The 17,192-nt window shown below is 31.9% G+C and carries 15 protein-coding genes and 1 tRNA gene; 9 read left to right on the forward strand and 7 right to left on the reverse strand.

The window, feature by feature from the left end:
- Window positions 1-87 precede the first annotated feature (87 nt).
- From AX016_RS08420 to AX016_RS08445, 6 genes are all read left to right on the forward strand, one after another.
- Window positions 88-969, forward strand: coding sequence for a peptidyl-prolyl cis-trans isomerase (locus AX016_RS08420; protein ID WP_232732611.1), 882 nt, complete (start codon window positions 88-90; stop codon window positions 967-969).
- On the forward strand, window positions 953-2,383 hold the full coding sequence (locus tag AX016_RS08425; RefSeq protein WP_100895182.1) for a peptidylprolyl isomerase: 1,431 nt from the start codon (window positions 953-955) through the stop codon (window positions 2,381-2,383). Before AX016_RS08420 ends, AX016_RS08425 begins: the two co-directional genes overlap by 17 nt.
- A 9-nt stretch (window positions 2,384-2,392) precedes the next feature.
- On the forward strand, window positions 2,393-3,346 hold the full coding sequence (locus AX016_RS08430; protein WP_100895183.1) for an AAA family ATPase: 954 nt from the start codon (window positions 2,393-2,395) through the stop codon (window positions 3,344-3,346).
- Window positions 3,347-3,544: 198 nt separating this feature from the next.
- On the forward strand, window positions 3,545-5,812 hold the full coding sequence (locus AX016_RS08435; RefSeq protein ID WP_100895184.1) for an aconitate hydratase: 2,268 nt from the start codon (window positions 3,545-3,547) through the stop codon (window positions 5,810-5,812).
- Window positions 5,813-5,914: 102 nt separating this feature from the next.
- A complete protein-coding gene (locus AX016_RS08440; protein WP_232732612.1) occupies window positions 5,915-6,469 on the forward strand; it encodes a TlpA family protein disulfide reductase in 555 nt (184 codons plus the stop codon).
- A 2-nt stretch (window positions 6,470-6,471) separates the two neighbouring features.
- Window positions 6,472-7,032, forward strand: coding sequence for a TlpA family protein disulfide reductase (locus AX016_RS08445; protein WP_100895185.1), 561 nt, complete (start codon window positions 6,472-6,474; stop codon window positions 7,030-7,032).
- Window positions 7,033-7,080: 48 nt separating this feature from the next.
- Here AX016_RS08445 and AX016_RS08450 read toward each other — a convergent pair.
- A tRNA-Leu gene (locus tag AX016_RS08450) sits at window positions 7,081-7,164 on the reverse strand.
- 155 nt (window positions 7,165-7,319) lie between these two features.
- Here AX016_RS08450 and AX016_RS08455 point away from each other — a divergent pair.
- Window positions 7,320-8,609, forward strand: coding sequence for a cryptochrome/photolyase family protein (locus AX016_RS08455; protein WP_100895186.1), 1,290 nt, complete (start codon window positions 7,320-7,322; stop codon window positions 8,607-8,609).
- Here the strand turns inward: AX016_RS08455 and AX016_RS08460 are convergent.
- From AX016_RS08460 to AX016_RS08485, 6 genes are all read right to left on the reverse strand, one after another.
- On the reverse strand, window positions 8,606-9,298 hold the full coding sequence (locus AX016_RS08460; protein WP_100895187.1) for a lycopene cyclase domain-containing protein: 693 nt from the start codon (window positions 9,296-9,298) through the stop codon (window positions 8,606-8,608). The genes AX016_RS08455 and AX016_RS08460 overlap by 4 nt on opposite strands.
- A complete protein-coding gene (locus AX016_RS08465; protein WP_100895188.1) occupies window positions 9,298-9,756 on the reverse strand; it encodes a sterol desaturase family protein in 459 nt (152 codons plus the stop codon). The genes AX016_RS08460 and AX016_RS08465 overlap by 1 nt, the downstream gene beginning before the upstream one ends.
- Window positions 9,756-10,214, reverse strand: coding sequence for a hypothetical protein (locus tag AX016_RS08470; protein WP_100895189.1), 459 nt, complete (start codon window positions 10,212-10,214; stop codon window positions 9,756-9,758). Before AX016_RS08470 ends, AX016_RS08465 begins: the two co-directional genes overlap by 1 nt.
- A 52-nt stretch (window positions 10,215-10,266) precedes the next feature.
- Window positions 10,267-11,103, reverse strand: coding sequence for a phytoene/squalene synthase family protein (locus AX016_RS08475; RefSeq protein WP_100895190.1), 837 nt, complete (start codon window positions 11,101-11,103; stop codon window positions 10,267-10,269).
- Window positions 11,103-12,563, reverse strand: coding sequence for a phytoene desaturase family protein (locus AX016_RS08480; RefSeq protein WP_100895191.1), 1,461 nt, complete (start codon window positions 12,561-12,563; stop codon window positions 11,103-11,105). The genes AX016_RS08475 and AX016_RS08480 overlap by 1 nt, the downstream gene beginning before the upstream one ends.
- A gap of 126 nt (window positions 12,564-12,689) precedes the next feature.
- Entirely contained in the window at window positions 12,690-14,651 is a 1,962-nt protein-coding gene (locus tag AX016_RS08485; protein WP_100895192.1) for a fasciclin domain-containing protein, read from the reverse strand.
- 141 nt (window positions 14,652-14,792) lie between these two features.
- On the opposite strand from AX016_RS08485, the gene AX016_RS08490 reads away from it, so the two are divergent.
- Both AX016_RS08490 and AX016_RS08495 read left to right on the forward strand, forming a co-directional pair.
- Window positions 14,793-15,665 carry a MerR family transcriptional regulator gene (locus AX016_RS08490; protein ID WP_100895193.1) on the forward strand — a complete coding sequence of 291 codons (873 nt, stop codon included), beginning with the start codon at window positions 14,793-14,795 and terminating at the stop codon, window positions 15,663-15,665.
- Between the two features lie 200 nt (window positions 15,666-15,865).
- Window positions 15,866-17,188 (forward strand): Gfo/Idh/MocA family protein, encoded by a 1,323-nt coding sequence (locus AX016_RS08495; protein WP_100895194.1) that lies wholly within the window; start codon window positions 15,866-15,868, stop codon window positions 17,186-17,188.
- The last annotated feature ends 4 nt before the right edge of the window (window positions 17,189-17,192 follow it).

Raw genomic sequence — 17,192 nt, forward strand, 5'->3', positions numbered from 1 at the left:
TTGTTTGATGCTAAAAAGTGTTAATCATTTTACAATAAATCTTGTATCGCAACATCTAATTGTTATTTTTGCGTGATGCACCAATTTATGCAACATACAAATAAGTTAGTTTTCTTGTTAGGAATACTTTATGGCACGTTAACACTTAGCTCTTGCCAAGGTGTTTTTGTTAGTGATAAAGATAAAGAAGCAGTAGCAAGAGTAGGAGAGAACTTTTTATACAAAGAAGACTTAGTAGATTTAGTACCTAAAGGCACAGCTAAAGAAGATAGTATAACCTTAGTTACCAATTATATTAATAATTGGGCATCTAAGCAATTGCTTATGTCTAAATCTAAAGTAAATCTGTCTGAAGAGCAGTTAACAGAGTTTGATAGGCTTGTGGCTAATTACAAAACAGATTTGTATACAGGAGCTTACAAAGAAGCTTTGGTACAGAAAAAGCAAGATACGGTAATTAGCAAGGAGGAGTTAAATACTTTTTACCAAAAAGAGAAAGAAAATTTTAAACTAAACGAAAAAATTCTACGTGTACGTTATGTAGAGTTACCACCACAGTTTATAAATAAGTCTGCGGTAATAGATAAATTAAAAGGTTTTACTGAAAAAGACCGAATGTATTTAGACTCTATTAGTGTACAGTTTAGAAAAGTTAACTTTAATGATTCTGTTTGGGTAGAGGCATCTAGGTTAACTAGCGAAATACCTCCTTTAACATCAGAAAATGAGAAGCAGTATTTAAAAAAATCACAATTTTTTGAAATGCAAGATTCATTAGGGGTATATTTGACAAAGGTTGTAGATATGTTAGATAAAAACGAACCTGCACCTTTACAGTATATTACACCTACAATTAAACGTGTTTTGCTTAACCGTAGAAGAATAGAATACTTAAGGAAACTAGAAGTAGATATTATAGATGAAGCTATTAAAAATAAGGAATTTGAGACATATGAAAAACAAGAATAACAACATTACTTTTTTACTAGCAATGTTATTAACTGTAAGCTTTACAGCTAATGCAATGCAAGAACAAGAGCAGGTAGAAGATGTTGTGCAAATAGCGCAAGACACTATAAAATCTAACTTTAAAAGAATAAAATTAGATGGTGTTTCTGCAGTTGTAGGAGATCATGTAATATTAGATTCTGATATTGAAAAAACATTGATAGATTTACGTAGTCAAGGTGTGTCTGAAGATGATGTAACTAAATGTGGTTTGTTAGGTAAATTAATGGAAGACCGTTTGTACGCACACCAAGCAGTACAAGATAGTTTGTTAGTTTCTGATGATGAGGTAAATGCAACAAGTGAAAGACAAATACAAAGTTTAGTGGGGCAAATTGGTTCTATGGACAAATTGCTTAAGTATTACAAAAAAGATTCTCAGGAAGCATTAAGAGAAGATCTTTTTAAAATAAATAAGCTAAGAATGTTGTCTGAAAAAATGCAACAAAAAATTGTAGCAGAAATAGAAATTACTCCAGAAGAAGTTAGACAATTTTACAAGAAAATACCAAAGGATGAGAGACCAGTTTTTGGTGCACAGTTAGAGATAGCACAAATTGTAAAACAACCAGAAGCTAGTGATGAAGAAAAACAAAAAGTAATAGACAAGCTTAATAAAATAAGAGAAGATGTTTTAGAAGGTGGTTCTAGTTTTAAAATTAAAGCAATTATTTCATCTGAGGATGAAGGATCTAGGTCTAATGGTGGTTTTTATCCAGGTATATCTAAAGAGTCTGGATTTGTAAAGGAATTTAAAGATGTAACTTTTAGTCTAAAAGAGGGCGAAGTTTCTGAACCTTTTGAAACACAGTTTGGATATCACATTATATACTTAGAAAAAATTAAAGGTCAAGAAAGAGATGTAAGGCATATTCTTATGGCGCCTAAAGTATCTGATGAAAGACTAGAAGCAGCTAGGATAGAATTAGAGAAAATAAGACAGAGAATTTTAGATGGAGAATTAACATTTGCAGAAGCTGCTTTAAATTTTTCTGATCAAAAGGAAACAAAATTTGAAGGCGGACAGTTAAGAAACCCACAAGATTTTAGTACTAAGTTTGAGCTTACTAAAATGCAACCAGAGTTGTACAACCAAGTTAGAGATATTAAAGATAATGAAATCTCTATGCCAATTTTAGAGGTAGAGCAAAAAGGTGGTGCAAAAAAGTATAAGATAATGAAGATTACCAATAGGTATGATGAGCACGTAGCGGATTTTGCACAAGATTATATTAAAATTCAGGAATTAGCATTAACGCAAAAAAGAGTAGATGCTATACAAAAATGGATGGTAGAACATATTAATGATACCTACGTTAGTATTAATAAAGACAATAAAGATTGCGAGTTTAAAAATAACTGGTTTAAAAAATAGTAGAACTATATGTCTGATGTAACTGCTGTTAAAAATCTAGTTGAAAAACACCACGCATTAAAGCAAGAAATTGCCAAAGTAATTGTGGGCCAAGATGTGGTAATAGATCAAATTTTATTATCTATTTATACAGGTGGTCACTCTTTGTTAGTAGGTGTGCCCGGTTTGGCAAAAACCTTAATGGTTAATACAATAGCCCAAACTTTAGGTTTAGATTTTAAACGGATACAGTTTACACCAGATTTAATGCCTAGTGATATTTTAGGTAGTGAAATATTAGATGAAAAAAGAAACTTTAAATTTATTAAAGGACCAATTTTTTCTAATATTATATTGGCTGATGAAATAAATAGGACTCCGCCTAAAACACAGGCAGCACTTTTAGAGGCAATGCAAGAGAGGTCTGTTACAATAGCAGGTCAAAACTATAAGCTAGAGCTACCTTATTTTGTTTTAGCTACGCAAAACCCAATAGAGCAAGAAGGTACTTATCCTTTGCCAGAAGCACAGCTAGATAGGTTTATGTTTGCTATAGAATTACAATACCCATCTGTAGCAGAAGAAGTTGAGGTTGTAAAGCGTACAACATCAGATAATAAACCAACAATTAACGCTTTGTTTAGTGCAGAAGAAATTGTTGCTGTACAACATCTAGTACGTAGAATTCCTGTGCCAGATAATGTTGTAGAATATGCTGTAAAATTGGTAAATAAAACTAGACCAAATCTAGACACAGCAGAAGATTATGTAAAACAATATATAGATTGGGGAGCAGGACCAAGAGCATCACAAAATTTAATATTAGCAGCTAAAGCACACGCTGCTATAAACGGTAAGTTTTCTCCAGATATAGAAGATGTACAAGCTGTAGCAATTGGTATATTAAGACATAGAATAATTAAAAACTACAAAGCAGAGGCAGAAGGTATCTCTGAAGAGCAAATTATTGCTAAATTGTTCTAATAAAGAAAAATCAATTTCAAACGTTTTCGTAAACAATTTGATAAAATTTTAAGTAAAAAATGATGCATTCATTTTTACAAGTACTTTTTTTTGATTTTTCAGCAAAATAATAGTAATCGTTGCCAAATTTCTTCGTTTACCCTTTAGATTTTATTAATTTTGTGGAATTGCAATAAATTAAACTCAAAACTAAAAGGAATGGCATTTGACATTGATATGATAAAAGGGGTTTATGCCCGTATGGCTGAACGAGTAGATAAGGCTCGTGAAATAGTAGGAAAGCCACTTACACTTTCAGAAAAAATATTGTATTCTCACTTATGGGATGGTAATCCAAATACTAAATTTACAAGAGGTAAAGATTATGTAGATTTTGCACCAGACCGTATTGCTTGTCAAGATGCCACCGCACAAATGGCATTACTACAGTTTATGCAAGCTGGTAAGCCAAAAGTTGCAGTTCCTACAACAGTACACTGTGATCACTTAATACAAGCAAAAAGTGGTGCTGCACCAGATTTAAAGGTTGCTAATTCTACAAGTGCTGAAGTATTTAACTTTTTAGAGTCTGTTTCTAACAAATACGGTATTGGTTTCTGGAAACCAGGAGCAGGTATTATTCACCAAGTAGTTTTAGAAAATTATGCATTTCCAGGCGGAATGATGATTGGTACAGATTCTCATACAGTTAACGCTGGTGGTTTAGGTATGGTTGCTATTGGTGTTGGTGGTGCAGATGCTGTAGATGTTATGGCAGGTATGGCTTGGGAGCTTAAGTTTCCTAAATTAATAGGTGTTAAATTAACAGGTAATATTTCTGGTTGGACTTCAGCTAAAGATGTTATTTTAAAAGTTGCTGGTATCTTAACTGTAAAAGGTGGTACAGGTGCAATTGTAGAATATTTTGGAGAAGGTGCTAAAAACCTTTCTTGTACAGGTAAAGGTACAATTTGTAATATGGGTGCAGAAGTAGGTGCAACTACTTCTACATTTGGTTATGATGAGTCTATGGAACGTTATTTACGTGCTACAGACCGTAGTGACGTTGCAGATGCTGCTAACCAAGTAAAAGAGCATTTAACAGCAGATCCAGAAGTATATGCTAATCCAGAGCAATATTTTGATGAAATTATAGAAATAAACTTAGATGAATTAAGACCTCATTTAAACGGACCTTTTACTCCAGATTTAGCTACGCCAGTAGGTCAGTTAGGAGAAAAAGCAAAAGAAAATGATTGGCCTTTAAAAGTAGATTGGGGATTAATTGGTTCTTGTACTAACTCTTCATACGAAGATTTAACTAGAGCAGCTTCTATTGCTAAACAAGCTGTAGATAAAAAAATTAAGCCTAAATCAGATTTTGGTATCAACCCTGGTTCAGAACAAATTCGTTTTACTGCAGAAAGAGACGGTATTTTAGATATTTTTGAAAACCTAGGAGCAACAGTATTTACTAACGCTTGTGGACCTTGTATAGGTCAATGGGATAGAAGTGATGCTAAAGGAGATGAGAAAAACACAATTGTACACTCATTTAACCGTAACTTCTCTAAAAGAGCAGATGGTAACCCTAATACACACGCATTTGTTGGTTCACCAGAAATGGTTGCTGCAATAGCAATATCTGGTCGTTTAGATTTTGACCCAATGAACGATACATTAATTAACGAAGATGGTGAGGAAGTAAAATTAGATATGCCTTTAGGTATAGAATTACCTCCACAAGGTTTTGATGTAGAAGATGCTGGTTACTTAGCTCCAGATGCAGATGGTTCTGGTGTAGAAGTTAAAGTTTCTCCAGATTCTGAAAGATTACAATTGTTAGAGCCATTTACTCCAATAAAAGACGAAAGTTTAATGGGAGCTAAATTGCTTATCAAAGCTTTTGGTAAATGTACAACTGACCACATTTCTATGGCTGGTCCTTGGTTACGTTTCCGTGGTCACTTAGATAATATTTCTAATAACTGTTTAATTGGTGCTGTTAACGCTTTTGGTAAAAAGACCAATTTTGTTAAAAATCAATTAACAGGTGAGTTTGCAGGCGTACCAGACACGGCACGTGCATACAAAGCAGCAGGTGTTAGATCTGTAGTTGTGGGTGATCATAACTATGGAGAAGGATCTTCTCGTGAACACGCAGCTATGGAGCCAAGACATTTAGGTGTTGCAGCTGTAATAGTAAAATCTTTTGCGCGTATTCATGAAACAAACCTTAAAAAGCAAGGTATGTTAGGATTAACGTTTGCTAATGAAGCAGATTATGATCTTGTACAAGAAGATGATACATTTAACTTTGTAGATATAGCAGATTTTGCACCAGAAAAGCAATTAACTTTAGAGTTAGTGCATGCAGATGGTAGTAAAGATGTTATTAAGCTAAACCATACGTATAACCAACCTCAAATAGATTGGTATAGAGAAGGTTCTGCTTTAAATGTAATTAAAAAAGAAAACGCGGCATAAGCCAAGTTTGTTTTAATAAAAGGAAACTCCCGAAGTAATTCGGGAGTTTTTATTTTTATATGAATTTATCTTCATATTTTAGAGGTAACTATACAATATAAAATGAAAAAGAAAACAGTTTTTACTCTTTTAATAATGCTTCTTGTAGCAGCATTTTTTTGGACTCCCTTAGGGCATATGGGAAAAATTTTTTTAAATAAAATGGTAGCTACTGCACCATCTGTAATAGCAAAAGAAAATCAGAAAACAGTAACAGATTATGACTGGGTTTTAAAAGATGAAAATCACAACTTGTTTAATTTTAAAAAGTCTAAAGGAAATGTGATTTTTATAAACAATTGGGCATCATGGAAAGTACATTGTGAAGCAGAACTACAATCTATTCAGAATTTTTATAATGCTTATAAAGGCAAAGTAGATTTTTATATTATTACTAATGAAGAAAAAGACGTTGTAGAAGAATTTATGGCGTTAAAGAAATTTACTTTTCCAGTTACCTATTTAATTATTGATGCTAAGCACGCTGTAAATACAGAAAAAGTACCATCTAGTTATGTAGTAGATAAACAAGGCAATATTGTTATTTATGAAGAAGGAATCTCTAACTGGGATAATAATACGGTATACGAGACTATAGATAGACTTATAGCGGAATAGTAATGGCGATTACAAGAAAGAGAATATTCAATATTGTTTTTTATGTACTTATAGTTGCAATAGTATTTACACCATTGGGTTTTAAAGTTAAGGTGTTTGCAAACAGAATTTTTTCTGGCAGCGCAGCTAAAATAGAAGCCAAAGAGCAAGTTACATTGCAAAATTACAATTGGAAATTTACAAACGCTAAAGGAGATGTTTATAATTTACAAGACTATAAAGGTAAAGTAGTTTTAATTAATTTTTGGGCTACATGGTGTCCGCCTTGTGTAGCAGAAATGCCAAGCTTACAAAAATTATACACAGATTATCAGGATAAGGTTGTTTTTGTGTTTCTAGCAAGTGATAAAGTGGCAAAGGTAAATGCTTATTTAAAAGAAAATAACTTCAGTTTTAATGTGTATTACTCTAATTATAAATTACCCAAAGAGCTAAACTATGATGTAATTCCCACTACATACATTTTAAGCAAGTCAGGGGAAATTGTAGTACAAGAAACAGGAGCAAAAGATTGGAACAGTACAAAAACAAGAGAAATATTAAATGAGTTATTAAACAATTAATTTAAAAACATAAAAATAAAAAGCGCTCTACTAGAAGCGCTTTTTTTGTGACCACGACTGGAGTCGAACCAGCACGTTCATAAGAACACTACCCCCTCAAGGTAGCACGTCTACCAATTCCGCCACGTGGCCAAATTTTGCAGGATACAAATATAACTATGTGGTATGTATAAATAAACTTTTTCATTTTATATTTTCAAGGCTATTTTTCTTGTATTTACACTATGTTAAGTAGTATTTTTAATGAATAGGCCTTATTTTTGAAATGAAGCTTTAATATAGTTTTTATGAGTGATAAAATATCGGTTTTTTGGTTTAGAAGAGATTTAAGAATAGAGGATAATACAGCATTACATTATGCTTTAAAATCTGGAAAACGAGTGCTGCCTATTTTTATTTTCGATAAAAAAATTCTAAACGAATTGGATAATGACGATGCAAGAGTCACTTTTATTCACAAAACGCTTTCAGATGTTAATTCAAGTTTAAAAAAGCATAATGGTGGGGTATTTTGTCTACATACAACGCCAGAAGATGCGTGGAAAAAATTAACAGAAGATTACACTATTGAGAATGTTTTTTTTAATAAGGATTATGAGCCTTATGCTAAAGACAGGGATAGTAAAATTATATCCTTTCTAGAAGAAAAAAATATAAATGTATCTGTATATAAAGACAGTGTTATTTTTGAAGAAAACGATGTTCTAAAAAACGATGGAGATCCTTACACCGTATATACACCGTTTAAAAATAAGTGGAAATCTTTATTTAAGCCTAGCTTAATAGAAGAGAAAGTATGTGATTTTAAAGATAATTTATTAAAAATAGACCATAGTTTTCCTTCTTTAGAAGATTTAGGCTTTACAACTTCTTCTATAGAGGTACAACCTTATAATTTAGGTCATTTAAGCATATATGCAGATAAAAGAGATTTTCCTTCTGATGATATAACAACGTACCTAGGCCCGCATTTACGTTTTGGAACCGTAAGTGTACGTAAACTAATTAGAGGCTTAGATGGTTTAGAAAGTGTATTTTTGAGTGAATTGGTTTGGAGAGAATTTTTTACTCAAATTTTATATCATTTTCCAAAAGTTGTCACTCAAAATTTTAGGTCTAAGTATGATGGTATAAAATGGCGTAACAATAAAGACGATTTTGAAAAATGGTGTTCTGGTAATACTGGCTATCCTATGGTAGATGCTGGTATGAGGCAACTTAACCAAACAGGTTATATGCACAATAGAGTACGTATGATAACGGCTGGCTTTTTATGTAAGCATTTGTTAATAGACTGGCAATGGGGAGAAGCTTACTTTGCTAAAAAGCTTTTAGATTATGAGTTAGCATCTAATAACGGCAATTGGCAATGGGCTGCAGGTACCGGTTGTGATGCTGCTCCTTATTTTAGAATATTTAATCCTATAACACAACTTAAAAAGTTTGATAAAGATTTTAAATATGTTAGACAATGGATACCAGAGTTAGAAGGTTTTAATTACCCAGAACCAATGGTAGAGCATAAATCTGCTAGAGAAAGAGCTTTAAAAGTTTATAAAGAAGGTATTGAAAATTAAGCGTTTAATTGTTTCTTTTTGTTAAAAAAGCGAAACAATTCAATATTCATAAAAATAAGTATTAGACCGTAAAATGAATCTTCTACAGGAATGGTACCCATTCTAAAACCAATAGTTTCTGCATTGTTATACCAAACTATGGGAGACTCTAAAAAACTACCTGTTAGTATACCGTTACTAGCCATAAAAAAAGGAATAATTAATAAGTATGTTAGGTAATGGTAACTTAAGTTTATTTTTTTATAACTTAAATATGAAAGAAAAACAGCTCCTAAAACTGCTGTTGTAAATGTATAAAGTTTGTTGTAAAATAAAACAGCTATTAGTATTGATACAACAGTTAGTATAAAAGTAATATACTTTTCAGCTTTTTGTAGTGGATTATTTTTAACTAAGTGCAGAAGTGCAAAATAAGTAAATACACATGCATATGGTATAGCTATAAAAAAAAGTATTTCTTCAATTGGTAATTCTCCTAAAAAAAGTCCAGTTAAATAACTTTTGTTAAATCCCCAAACTCCAATTGCAGTAAACCAATAATCCCATATAATAAAAAATAAAGCAACAGGTATAGACGCTTTAAAAAAAGAACCCCATTTTTTATAAAACGCGTGTTTTGGGTAAAAACTAGCAATAAATGGTATGCTTATACAGGCAATATTTATAAGTAGGTAGTAATAGGGTTTCATTAAGCTTTGTATTGTTTGTGATATTTTTTTGGAACATATAACATTCCAAAGCACTCTCCGTGTGCTTTACCTAAGTGTTTATGATGTACTTTATGCGCTTTGCGTAAACCTATTAAATACTTGTTTTTTGTTTTTTTAAACCATTTAAAACGTTGGTGTATAAGAACATCATGAATAAGAAAATATGCTATGCCGTAAAAAAGAATTCCAAGACCAATGAAGAACATAAAGTTTAGTTGTGGTCTAATACCAAAGAAAAATAAGGCAATACTAGGGATTGCGAATATTACAAAAAACAAATCATTTTTTTCAAAAGGGTGTGGGTATTTAGGTTGATGATGATCTGCGTGTAAAATCCATAAAAAGCCATGCATTACATATTTGTGGGTTAGCCAAGTTATAACTTCCATAACAGCAAATGTAACAACCGTAATTAGTATAAAAAGTACTATTTTCATTAATTGGGACTTATTGTATTTATATTTTTTAAAATTATTTTTTTATAGTTTACTGGTAATTTTGATGTTTCTAAATTATCCGTGATAAACTTTTTGTCTGCAGCAATTCTTGTGTTGTAGCCTAAGAAACTAGGAATGTTACTTTGTACTAAATACCTAACGTACCTTGCTTCTAGGTCATTTGGATATTTTTTAATGTAGCTCTCTAGTTCTTTTTTTCCTTCATTAAAGTAAGCTAGTTTTTTAAATGGCCAAATTGTAAATTCTGCTTTCTTCATTATGCATGATGCAACGTACGGTGTAGCTAATTCACAATTTAAATCTTCGCAAGTTTTAATAAATTTTTTTAAATCATCATTGGTTTTAATTGTATGAAACTGACTTCTTACGCTATCTAAATTAGAACAATTTGTTGTTGTATTAAAAAGTAAAATCCAAAAGCAAAATAATAATTTCATCAACTAAGTTTTAAAGTACATCTAATAACCTATAAAGTTATAAGAATTTACTTTAAATAATATTAAATTTAAATCTAATATATGCCTTAGTTAATATTAAAAATTTTAGAGGGTTAGAGATGCGTATTCTACTATTCATAATACTACTAGTATCTGCTTTTTTAAGTTTTTTAAGTAGTTTAGAATAGTACTTGTAAGCTACAAAAACACCTAATCTGCTTTCTAAGGGTAGTTGAACTATGCCTTTGTAAGCTTCGGCAAAGTCGTTTTCTATATCTAATAAAATATGTTCTTTAGCAGTATGTGTAAGTGTATTTGTGTCTAACTCTGGAAAATAAGACCTTCCTAATTCGTTTATATCATCTTTAAAGTCTCTTAAAAAATTTACTTTCTGAAAAGCAGATCCTAAGTACTGAGCAGATTCTTTTAAGTGATTAAACCTTGCGTTATCATTATTAACAAAAACGCGCAAGCACATTAAGCCTACTACATCTGCAGAACCGTAAATATACTCGTTGTACTCTTCTCTAGTGCTGTATTCTGTCTTGTTAAGGTCAAAACGCATACTGGTTAAAAATGCATCTACATATTCTTGTAACTCATATTTTAAAACCACTTCTTGAAAAGAATTTATTATTGGGTTTAAACTTATTTTACGAGTAAGCGACTTTCTGTATTCTTCTTCAAACTCATTTAAAAGTGTTTCTTGCTCATAGTCATGAAACGTGTCTACAATCTCATCTGCATACCTAACAAAACCATATATAGAATATATAGCGGGTCTAATAGAAGGTGCAAAAAGCTTAATACCTATAGAGAATGATGTACTATAGGTTGTGGTTATTAATTTACTACAATTAACGCTAGAGGAATCAAACAGAGCTTTCATTATTTACTGTGTTTTAAAATTAGTTCACTTACTACTTTGCCAGAAATTAATGATGGTGGCACACCTGGTCCTGGAACAGTTAATTGTCCGCAGAAATATAAATTATCTACTTTTTTACTCTTTAATTTAGGTCTTAAAATATGGGTTTGCATTAACGTATTTGCTAAACCATATGCATTTCCTTTATAGGAGTTGTAATCATCTTTAAAGTTATCTACACAATAAGATTCTTTAAATAGAATATCTTCTTTAAGACTTTGGTCTGTAAGTTTTTCTACTCTTTCTATAATCTGATTAAAGTAATGTTCTCTTAACTCTTTTGTGTCTTCTATATCTGGTGCAATTGGCACTAAAAATATTGCAGCTTCTTTGCCATTAGGAGCACTAGTAGCATCTGTTTTACTAGGGAAACTAGCATAGAACAAAGGCTTATTTGGCCATTCTTTAGTGTCATAAATTGTTTTAGCGTGCTCTTCAAAATCAGTATCAAAAAATAATGTATGATGGTTTACCGCTTCAATTTTTTTATTAAAACCTACAAAAAACAATAGGGCAGAAGGAGCAAATATTTTCTTGTCCCAATAACTTTCTGTGTATTGTCTGTATTGTTTTGGTAATAATGTTTCTGTATGGTGGTAGTCTGCGCCACTTAAAAGAATGTCACATTCTAAATAACCACTTTTACTATCTACACCTTTAACTTTTCCGTTCTCTATATTAATTTTTAAAACAGGACTATCTGTAATAGTTTTTACGCCTAAACTTTGTGCTAATTTTTGCATACCCTCTACAACTTTGTACATACCACCTTGTGGGTGCCAAGTACCTAATTTAAGGTCGGCATAATTCATAAAGTTATAAAATGAGGGCGTATTGCTTGGTTTTGCACCTAAAAACAATACTGGAAACTCTAAAACTTTACGAAGCTTATCATTTTTTACGTAACCAGAAACCTGATTTTTTATAGTAAGTATAAACTCGTATAGCTTAGTAATTGTTTTACTATTTATTATTTCAAATAAATTTTCACCAGGGTTATATACAAGTTTCTTTATGGCAATATCATAATTAATACGCGCTTTGTTTATAAAACGCTCTAGTTGTTTACCACTGCCTGGTTCAATTTTTTCAAAAGTGTCTCTAGTTTCATTAAAATCCTCAGAAATAGAAATAGAGTCATTTTTACCAAAATAAATTTGGTATGCAGGATTTAATTGATCTAATTGGTAATATTCACTTGTTTTTTTACCAAAATCAGCAAAAAATTTATCAAAAACATCTGGCATCCAATAAAAAGTAGGACCAATATCAAAAACAAAACCATTTGTTTTTAGTTGTCTAGCTCTACCACCAGTTGTTGTATTTTTTTCTAGCATTGTTACATCATAACCAGCTTTTGCTAAGTAGCAACTAGCAGATAATGAAGAAAATCCAGACCCTATAATAATAACTTTTTTCATAAAGAGTTAACAAGTATCTTCCTAAGATACTATATGTTTTATAAATAATAATAAAAACCGGTGATTTTTTACATCACCGGTACAACAACCAAATTAACCTAACCAACAGGCTAATTTTATCTCAAATTAATGTGTGTCTGGAAATAAAACTTTATTTATAATATGTACAACACCATTACTAGCCTCTACGTCTGCAGTAATTACTTCACCATTATTATCACCGGCATCTGCAATAAATACACCTCCTGTTAAGTTAACAGTTAAGTCTTGTCCTAATGCAGTTGTAATTAATTGTCCGTCTGTTAAGTCTGTAGATAAAACAGCAGCACCAGAAACAACATGGTATTTAAGTATGTCTGCTAATAATGCTTTTTCCTCATCAGTATCAAAATCAGCTAAAGTTGTATAATCTGGTCCTAAATCTTCAAATAAAGCTTCAAAAGCAGCATTACTAGGTGCAAAAACCGTAAATGGCCCTTCCATACCTAATAACTCAACCAAACCAGCATCTGCTTGTTGTAATGCACCAACTAATAAAGATAAATCGTCTGTAGCAATAGCTAACTCTACAATGTTAGGCTGTAAAGCATCTACAATTGCTTGTGGTAATAATACTTTATCTATAATATGTATAACTCCATTTTTAGCCTCTATATCTGCTGTTGCAACAGCAGCATCTGTATCTGTAGCATCTTGTATAAATACACCATCAGTTAAATTAATAGTAATATCTTCTCCTTGCGCTGTAGCTATCATTTGTCCGTTACTTAAATCTGTAGACAATGCAGCCGTACCAGCAACTACGTGATATTTTAAAATAGTAGCTAACATTTCTTTTTCATCTTCAGTATCAAAATCTGAAAGCTCATTGTAGTCATCTCCTAATTCTTCTAACAAAGCAGCAAAAGCAGCATTAGTAGGTGCAAATACAGTAAAAGGTCCATCTGTTCCTAATAATTCTACTAAACCAGCATCTGCTTGTTGTAAAGCACCAACTAATAAAGATAAATCGTTTGTAGCTACTGCTAAATCTACAATAGTTGGTTGTTGGTCTGCAATAAAATCTACAGCAGCTTGTGGTAATAAAACCTTGTCTATTACATGAGCAACACCATTAGAAGCCATAATATCTACAGCAGAAATATTAGCATTAATATCTGATGCATCAGAGATAACAAAAGTACCATCGTTATCAACCACTTCAATTGTGTTATCTGCTAAAGCAGTACCAACTTCACCAGCAGCTAAATCTGTAGATAAAACTTTTGCAGGAACAACGTGGTATAATAAAATGTCTTTTAATAATTGTATTTCATCCTCAGTATCAAAATCATCTAAAGAAGTGTAATCGTCACCTAACATATCTAATAATGCTAAAAAAGCAGTATCTGTAGGAGCAAAAACAGTAAAAGGTCCGTCTGAGTTTAAAGTGTCTACTAAGCCAGCTTTAATTACAGCAGCTTCTAAAACAGTTAAAGCATCACTAGCAACAACCACATCTACAAGAGTACCTAGGTTAATTGCGTCTATTACTGTTTGTGGTAATAAAACCTTGTTTATAACGTGTACAATACCGTTTGTAGCATCTACATCTGCAGTAACTACTTGTGCATCTGCTTCTGAAGCATCACTAAAAAATACGCCGTTATTTAGAGTAACAGTAACATCTTCTCCAGAAAGAGTAGTAATTACTTGTCCGTCTGTTAAGTCACCAGATGCAACAGCTGCGCCAGCAACTACATGGTATTTTAAAATGGTAGCAAGTAGTGCTTTTTCTTCTTCGGTATCAAAATCGTCCAAAGAAGAATACCCGTCTAAACTTGCAAAAAGAGCAGTAAAGGCATCATTTGTAGGAGCAAATACTGTAAAAGGTCCTGTACCACTTAAAGCACCAATAAGGTCAGAGTTTGGACTCTCATCAGATTTTGCAAGTGAAGCAACTAAAGAGCTAAGCACATCTGTTTTAGATGCCGTCTCTACAATGTTTAATTGAGATTCCATTTGCGGTGGAGTATCATCGTCATCATTACATGACGTAAAAGCAAATAAGAATAGAATTAATGCGGAAAAATAAATTTTAGTTTTCATTTTGTCTAACTTTTATAGTGTTAATCTTAGACAAATGTATTAAAATATTTGATAATGTCCAGTTTTTTTTAAAAAAAATTAGACAAAATTAAGTTTGATTCTTTTTTTAAGTTATTTTTGCAACTAGAAAATTTAGTTGAAATGGGTAGTTATTCAATGTCTCAGGTTGCTACACTAACCGGAATTAATGCACATACCTTACGTAAGTGGGAGAGCAGGTATAATTTTGTGCAGCCAGAGCGTACAGATACAAATATTAGATATTACACAGATGAGTTGTTACGTAAATTACTTAACGTTAGTATTTTACAGCGCAATGGTTTTAAGGTGTCTAAAATTGACAAAATGTCTAATGAGGAGCTACACGCTAATGTAACCGAGGTGTTATTAAAACCCATTGAGGGCGATGTGCTAACTGCTCTTATGTTGTGTTTGTTAGAGATGAACGAAAGAGAATTTGTTAAAATACTAGACGGGCACATATTAAACAAAGGCTTATTACAAACAGTTTCTGATTTAATTTACCCTTTTTTAAACCAAATAGGTGTTTTGTGGGGAATAGATAAGGTAATGCCTGCACAAGAGCATTTTGTGTCTAATTTAATTAGACAAAAAGTAATTGCTGGTATAGATAATTTATCATTAGCAGAGGAAGATGCATCTAAAATAGTATTATTTTTACCAGAGAATGAACACCATGAAATAGGATTATTGTTAGCGCAATATATAGCTAAAGATTTAGGATGGAATGTGTATTACTTAGGTCAACATGTGCCTATTGAAAATTTAGAATCTGTACAAGAAATAGTAAAACCAGATTTGTTACTTACTATGTTTATAACAACAATTCCAGATAAAGTAAAAGATAAAATTGCGGCTATATTAAAGCAGACAACAGCACATTTATTAGTTGCTGGAAACCCTATTAATTTAAAAGAAAAATATTTTGAAGGGAAAACAACTTACGTGTCAAATCCAACAGAACTTATTGCTATTTTACAAGAAAGAAAATAAAGAGATCTAAAAATAAACTACAATCCGAAAGCTTAGTGTTTTCGGATTTTTTTTTGTCTTTTTATTAAAAATTAACCATTTATGGCACTATTTTAAACACTACTATTACTAGACAAAGTATAGTATAGGTAATTTTATTGGTATAATTTTTTAATTTTAAAAAGTAACCCTTTTTAATCAAACTAAAAACAACCTATATAATGAAAGACTTAAAAAGTACTAAAAAGCCAGTAACAGATTCTAAAATATCTAGAAGAGGTTTTATAACCAAAACCGCCTTGGCAACAGGAGCCGTAACTATACTACCAAGACATATTTTTGGTAGAGGATTTGTTGCACCTAGTGATAGAATTAATTTAGGATTTATTGGTTTAGGAAAACAAAGTAGAGGGTTAGCAAAGAATTTTGTTGGAGCAACAAACTCTCAAATTGTTGCTGCTTGTGATGTATGGTCAACAAAAAACGAGTGGTTTAAAGGGGCTGTAAATGCAATATATGCAGAAAAAAGAAAACAGAATAATTACAATGGAGTTACAACTTATACAAATTACAACGAGTTACTAGACCGTAAAGATGTAGATGCTGTTGTAATTGCAACTCCAGATCATTGGCATGCAATACAGGCAATAGATGCAATGAAAGCTGGTAAAGATGTGTATTGTGAAAAACCATTAACACATAATATTAATGAAGGTATAGATTTAGTTAAAACAGTAAAAAAGACAAATAAAATATTACAAACGGGTAGTATGCAACGCTCGGGTAAAAACTTTAGACGAGCTTGTGAGTTGGTAAGAAACGGATATTTAGGAGACATAAAACAAGTTCTTGTAAATGTTGGTGACCCTGCAGTACCTTATAATTTACAGCCAGAGACATTACCAGCAGAGGTAAACTGGAACAAGTGGTGTGGCCCAGCACCTTTATTAGGCTATAACCATAGGTTGGCACCATCTCGTAATGATGTAGATTTTTGGCCAGATTGGAGACTTTATGAAGAAGTTGGTGGAGGTATATTATGTGACTGGGGAGCTCATATGTTTGATATTGTCCAATGGGCTTTAGGTATGGATAGGTCTGGGCCTGTAAAGTATGTTCCGCCTACAGATAAAAAAGCAGTTAAAGGTTTAAAAATGTATTATGATAATGGTGTAGAAATGATACATGAAGATTTTGGTAGAGGATGGGGAGTTCGTTTTATTGGGTCTAAAGGAACTATGGATATTAGCCGTAGTTATTTTGAAACTACACCTAAAAATTTGGTAAGTGCAGAGCTTACAGCTTCAGATATTAAACTGTATAATACAGAAGGAAACCATTATCAAGATTGGATTTCATCTATTAAAAACAGAACACAGCCAATATGTGATGCAGAAACAGCTCACCGTTCAGCAACGGTTTGTAACATTGCAAATATTGCCTATAACTTAGGTAGACCATTAGATTGGGATCCTGTTAAAGAAAAGTTCTTAGGTGATAACCAGGCAAACAAAATGCGAGGCAGAAAAGAACGTAAATTTTAATAAA

This window comes from Cellulophaga sp. RHA19 (assembly GCF_002813425.1).
Lineage (GTDB): Bacteria > Bacteroidota > Bacteroidia > Flavobacteriales > Flavobacteriaceae > Cellulophaga.

Bases quoted from the DNA above. Each gene is read 5' to 3' on its own strand.
- AX016_RS08480 (WP_100895191.1), bottom strand. From the start codon at position 12,563: ATGAAAAAAGTTATTATTATAGGGTCTGGATTTTCTTCATTATCTGCT.
- AX016_RS08490 (WP_100895193.1), top strand. From the start codon at position 14,793: ATGGGTAGTTATTCAATGTCTCAGGTTGCTACACTAACCGGAATTAAT.
- AX016_RS08465 (WP_100895188.1), bottom strand. From the start codon at position 9,756: ATGAAAATAGTACTTTTTATACTAATTACGGTTGTTACATTTGCTGTT.
- AX016_RS08485 (WP_100895192.1), bottom strand. From the start codon at position 14,651: ATGAAAACTAAAATTTATTTTTCCGCATTAATTCTATTCTTATTTGCT.
- AX016_RS08440 (WP_232732612.1), top strand. From the start codon at position 5,915: ATGAAAAAGAAAACAGTTTTTACTCTTTTAATAATGCTTCTTGTAGCA.
- AX016_RS08460 (WP_100895187.1), bottom strand. From the start codon at position 9,298: ATGAAACCCTATTACTACCTACTTATAAATATTGCCTGTATAAGCATA.
- AX016_RS08475 (WP_100895190.1), bottom strand. From the start codon at position 11,103: ATGAAAGCTCTGTTTGATTCCTCTAGCGTTAATTGTAGTAAATTAATA.
- AX016_RS08420 (WP_232732611.1), top strand. From the start codon at position 88: ATGCAACATACAAATAAGTTAGTTTTCTTGTTAGGAATACTTTATGGC.
- AX016_RS08445 (WP_100895185.1), top strand. From the start codon at position 6,472: ATGGCGATTACAAGAAAGAGAATATTCAATATTGTTTTTTATGTACTT.
- AX016_RS08435 (WP_100895184.1), top strand. From the start codon at position 3,545: ATGGCATTTGACATTGATATGATAAAAGGGGTTTATGCCCGTATGGCT.
- AX016_RS08455 (WP_100895186.1), top strand. From the start codon at position 7,320: ATGAGTGATAAAATATCGGTTTTTTGGTTTAGAAGAGATTTAAGAATA.
- AX016_RS08470 (WP_100895189.1), bottom strand. From the start codon at position 10,214: ATGAAATTATTATTTTGCTTTTGGATTTTACTTTTTAATACAACAACA.
- AX016_RS08425 (WP_100895182.1), top strand. From the start codon at position 953: ATGAAAAACAAGAATAACAACATTACTTTTTTACTAGCAATGTTATTA.
- AX016_RS08495 (WP_100895194.1), top strand. From the start codon at position 15,866: ATGAAAGACTTAAAAAGTACTAAAAAGCCAGTAACAGATTCTAAAATA.
- AX016_RS08430 (WP_100895183.1), top strand. From the start codon at position 2,393: ATGTCTGATGTAACTGCTGTTAAAAATCTAGTTGAAAAACACCACGCA.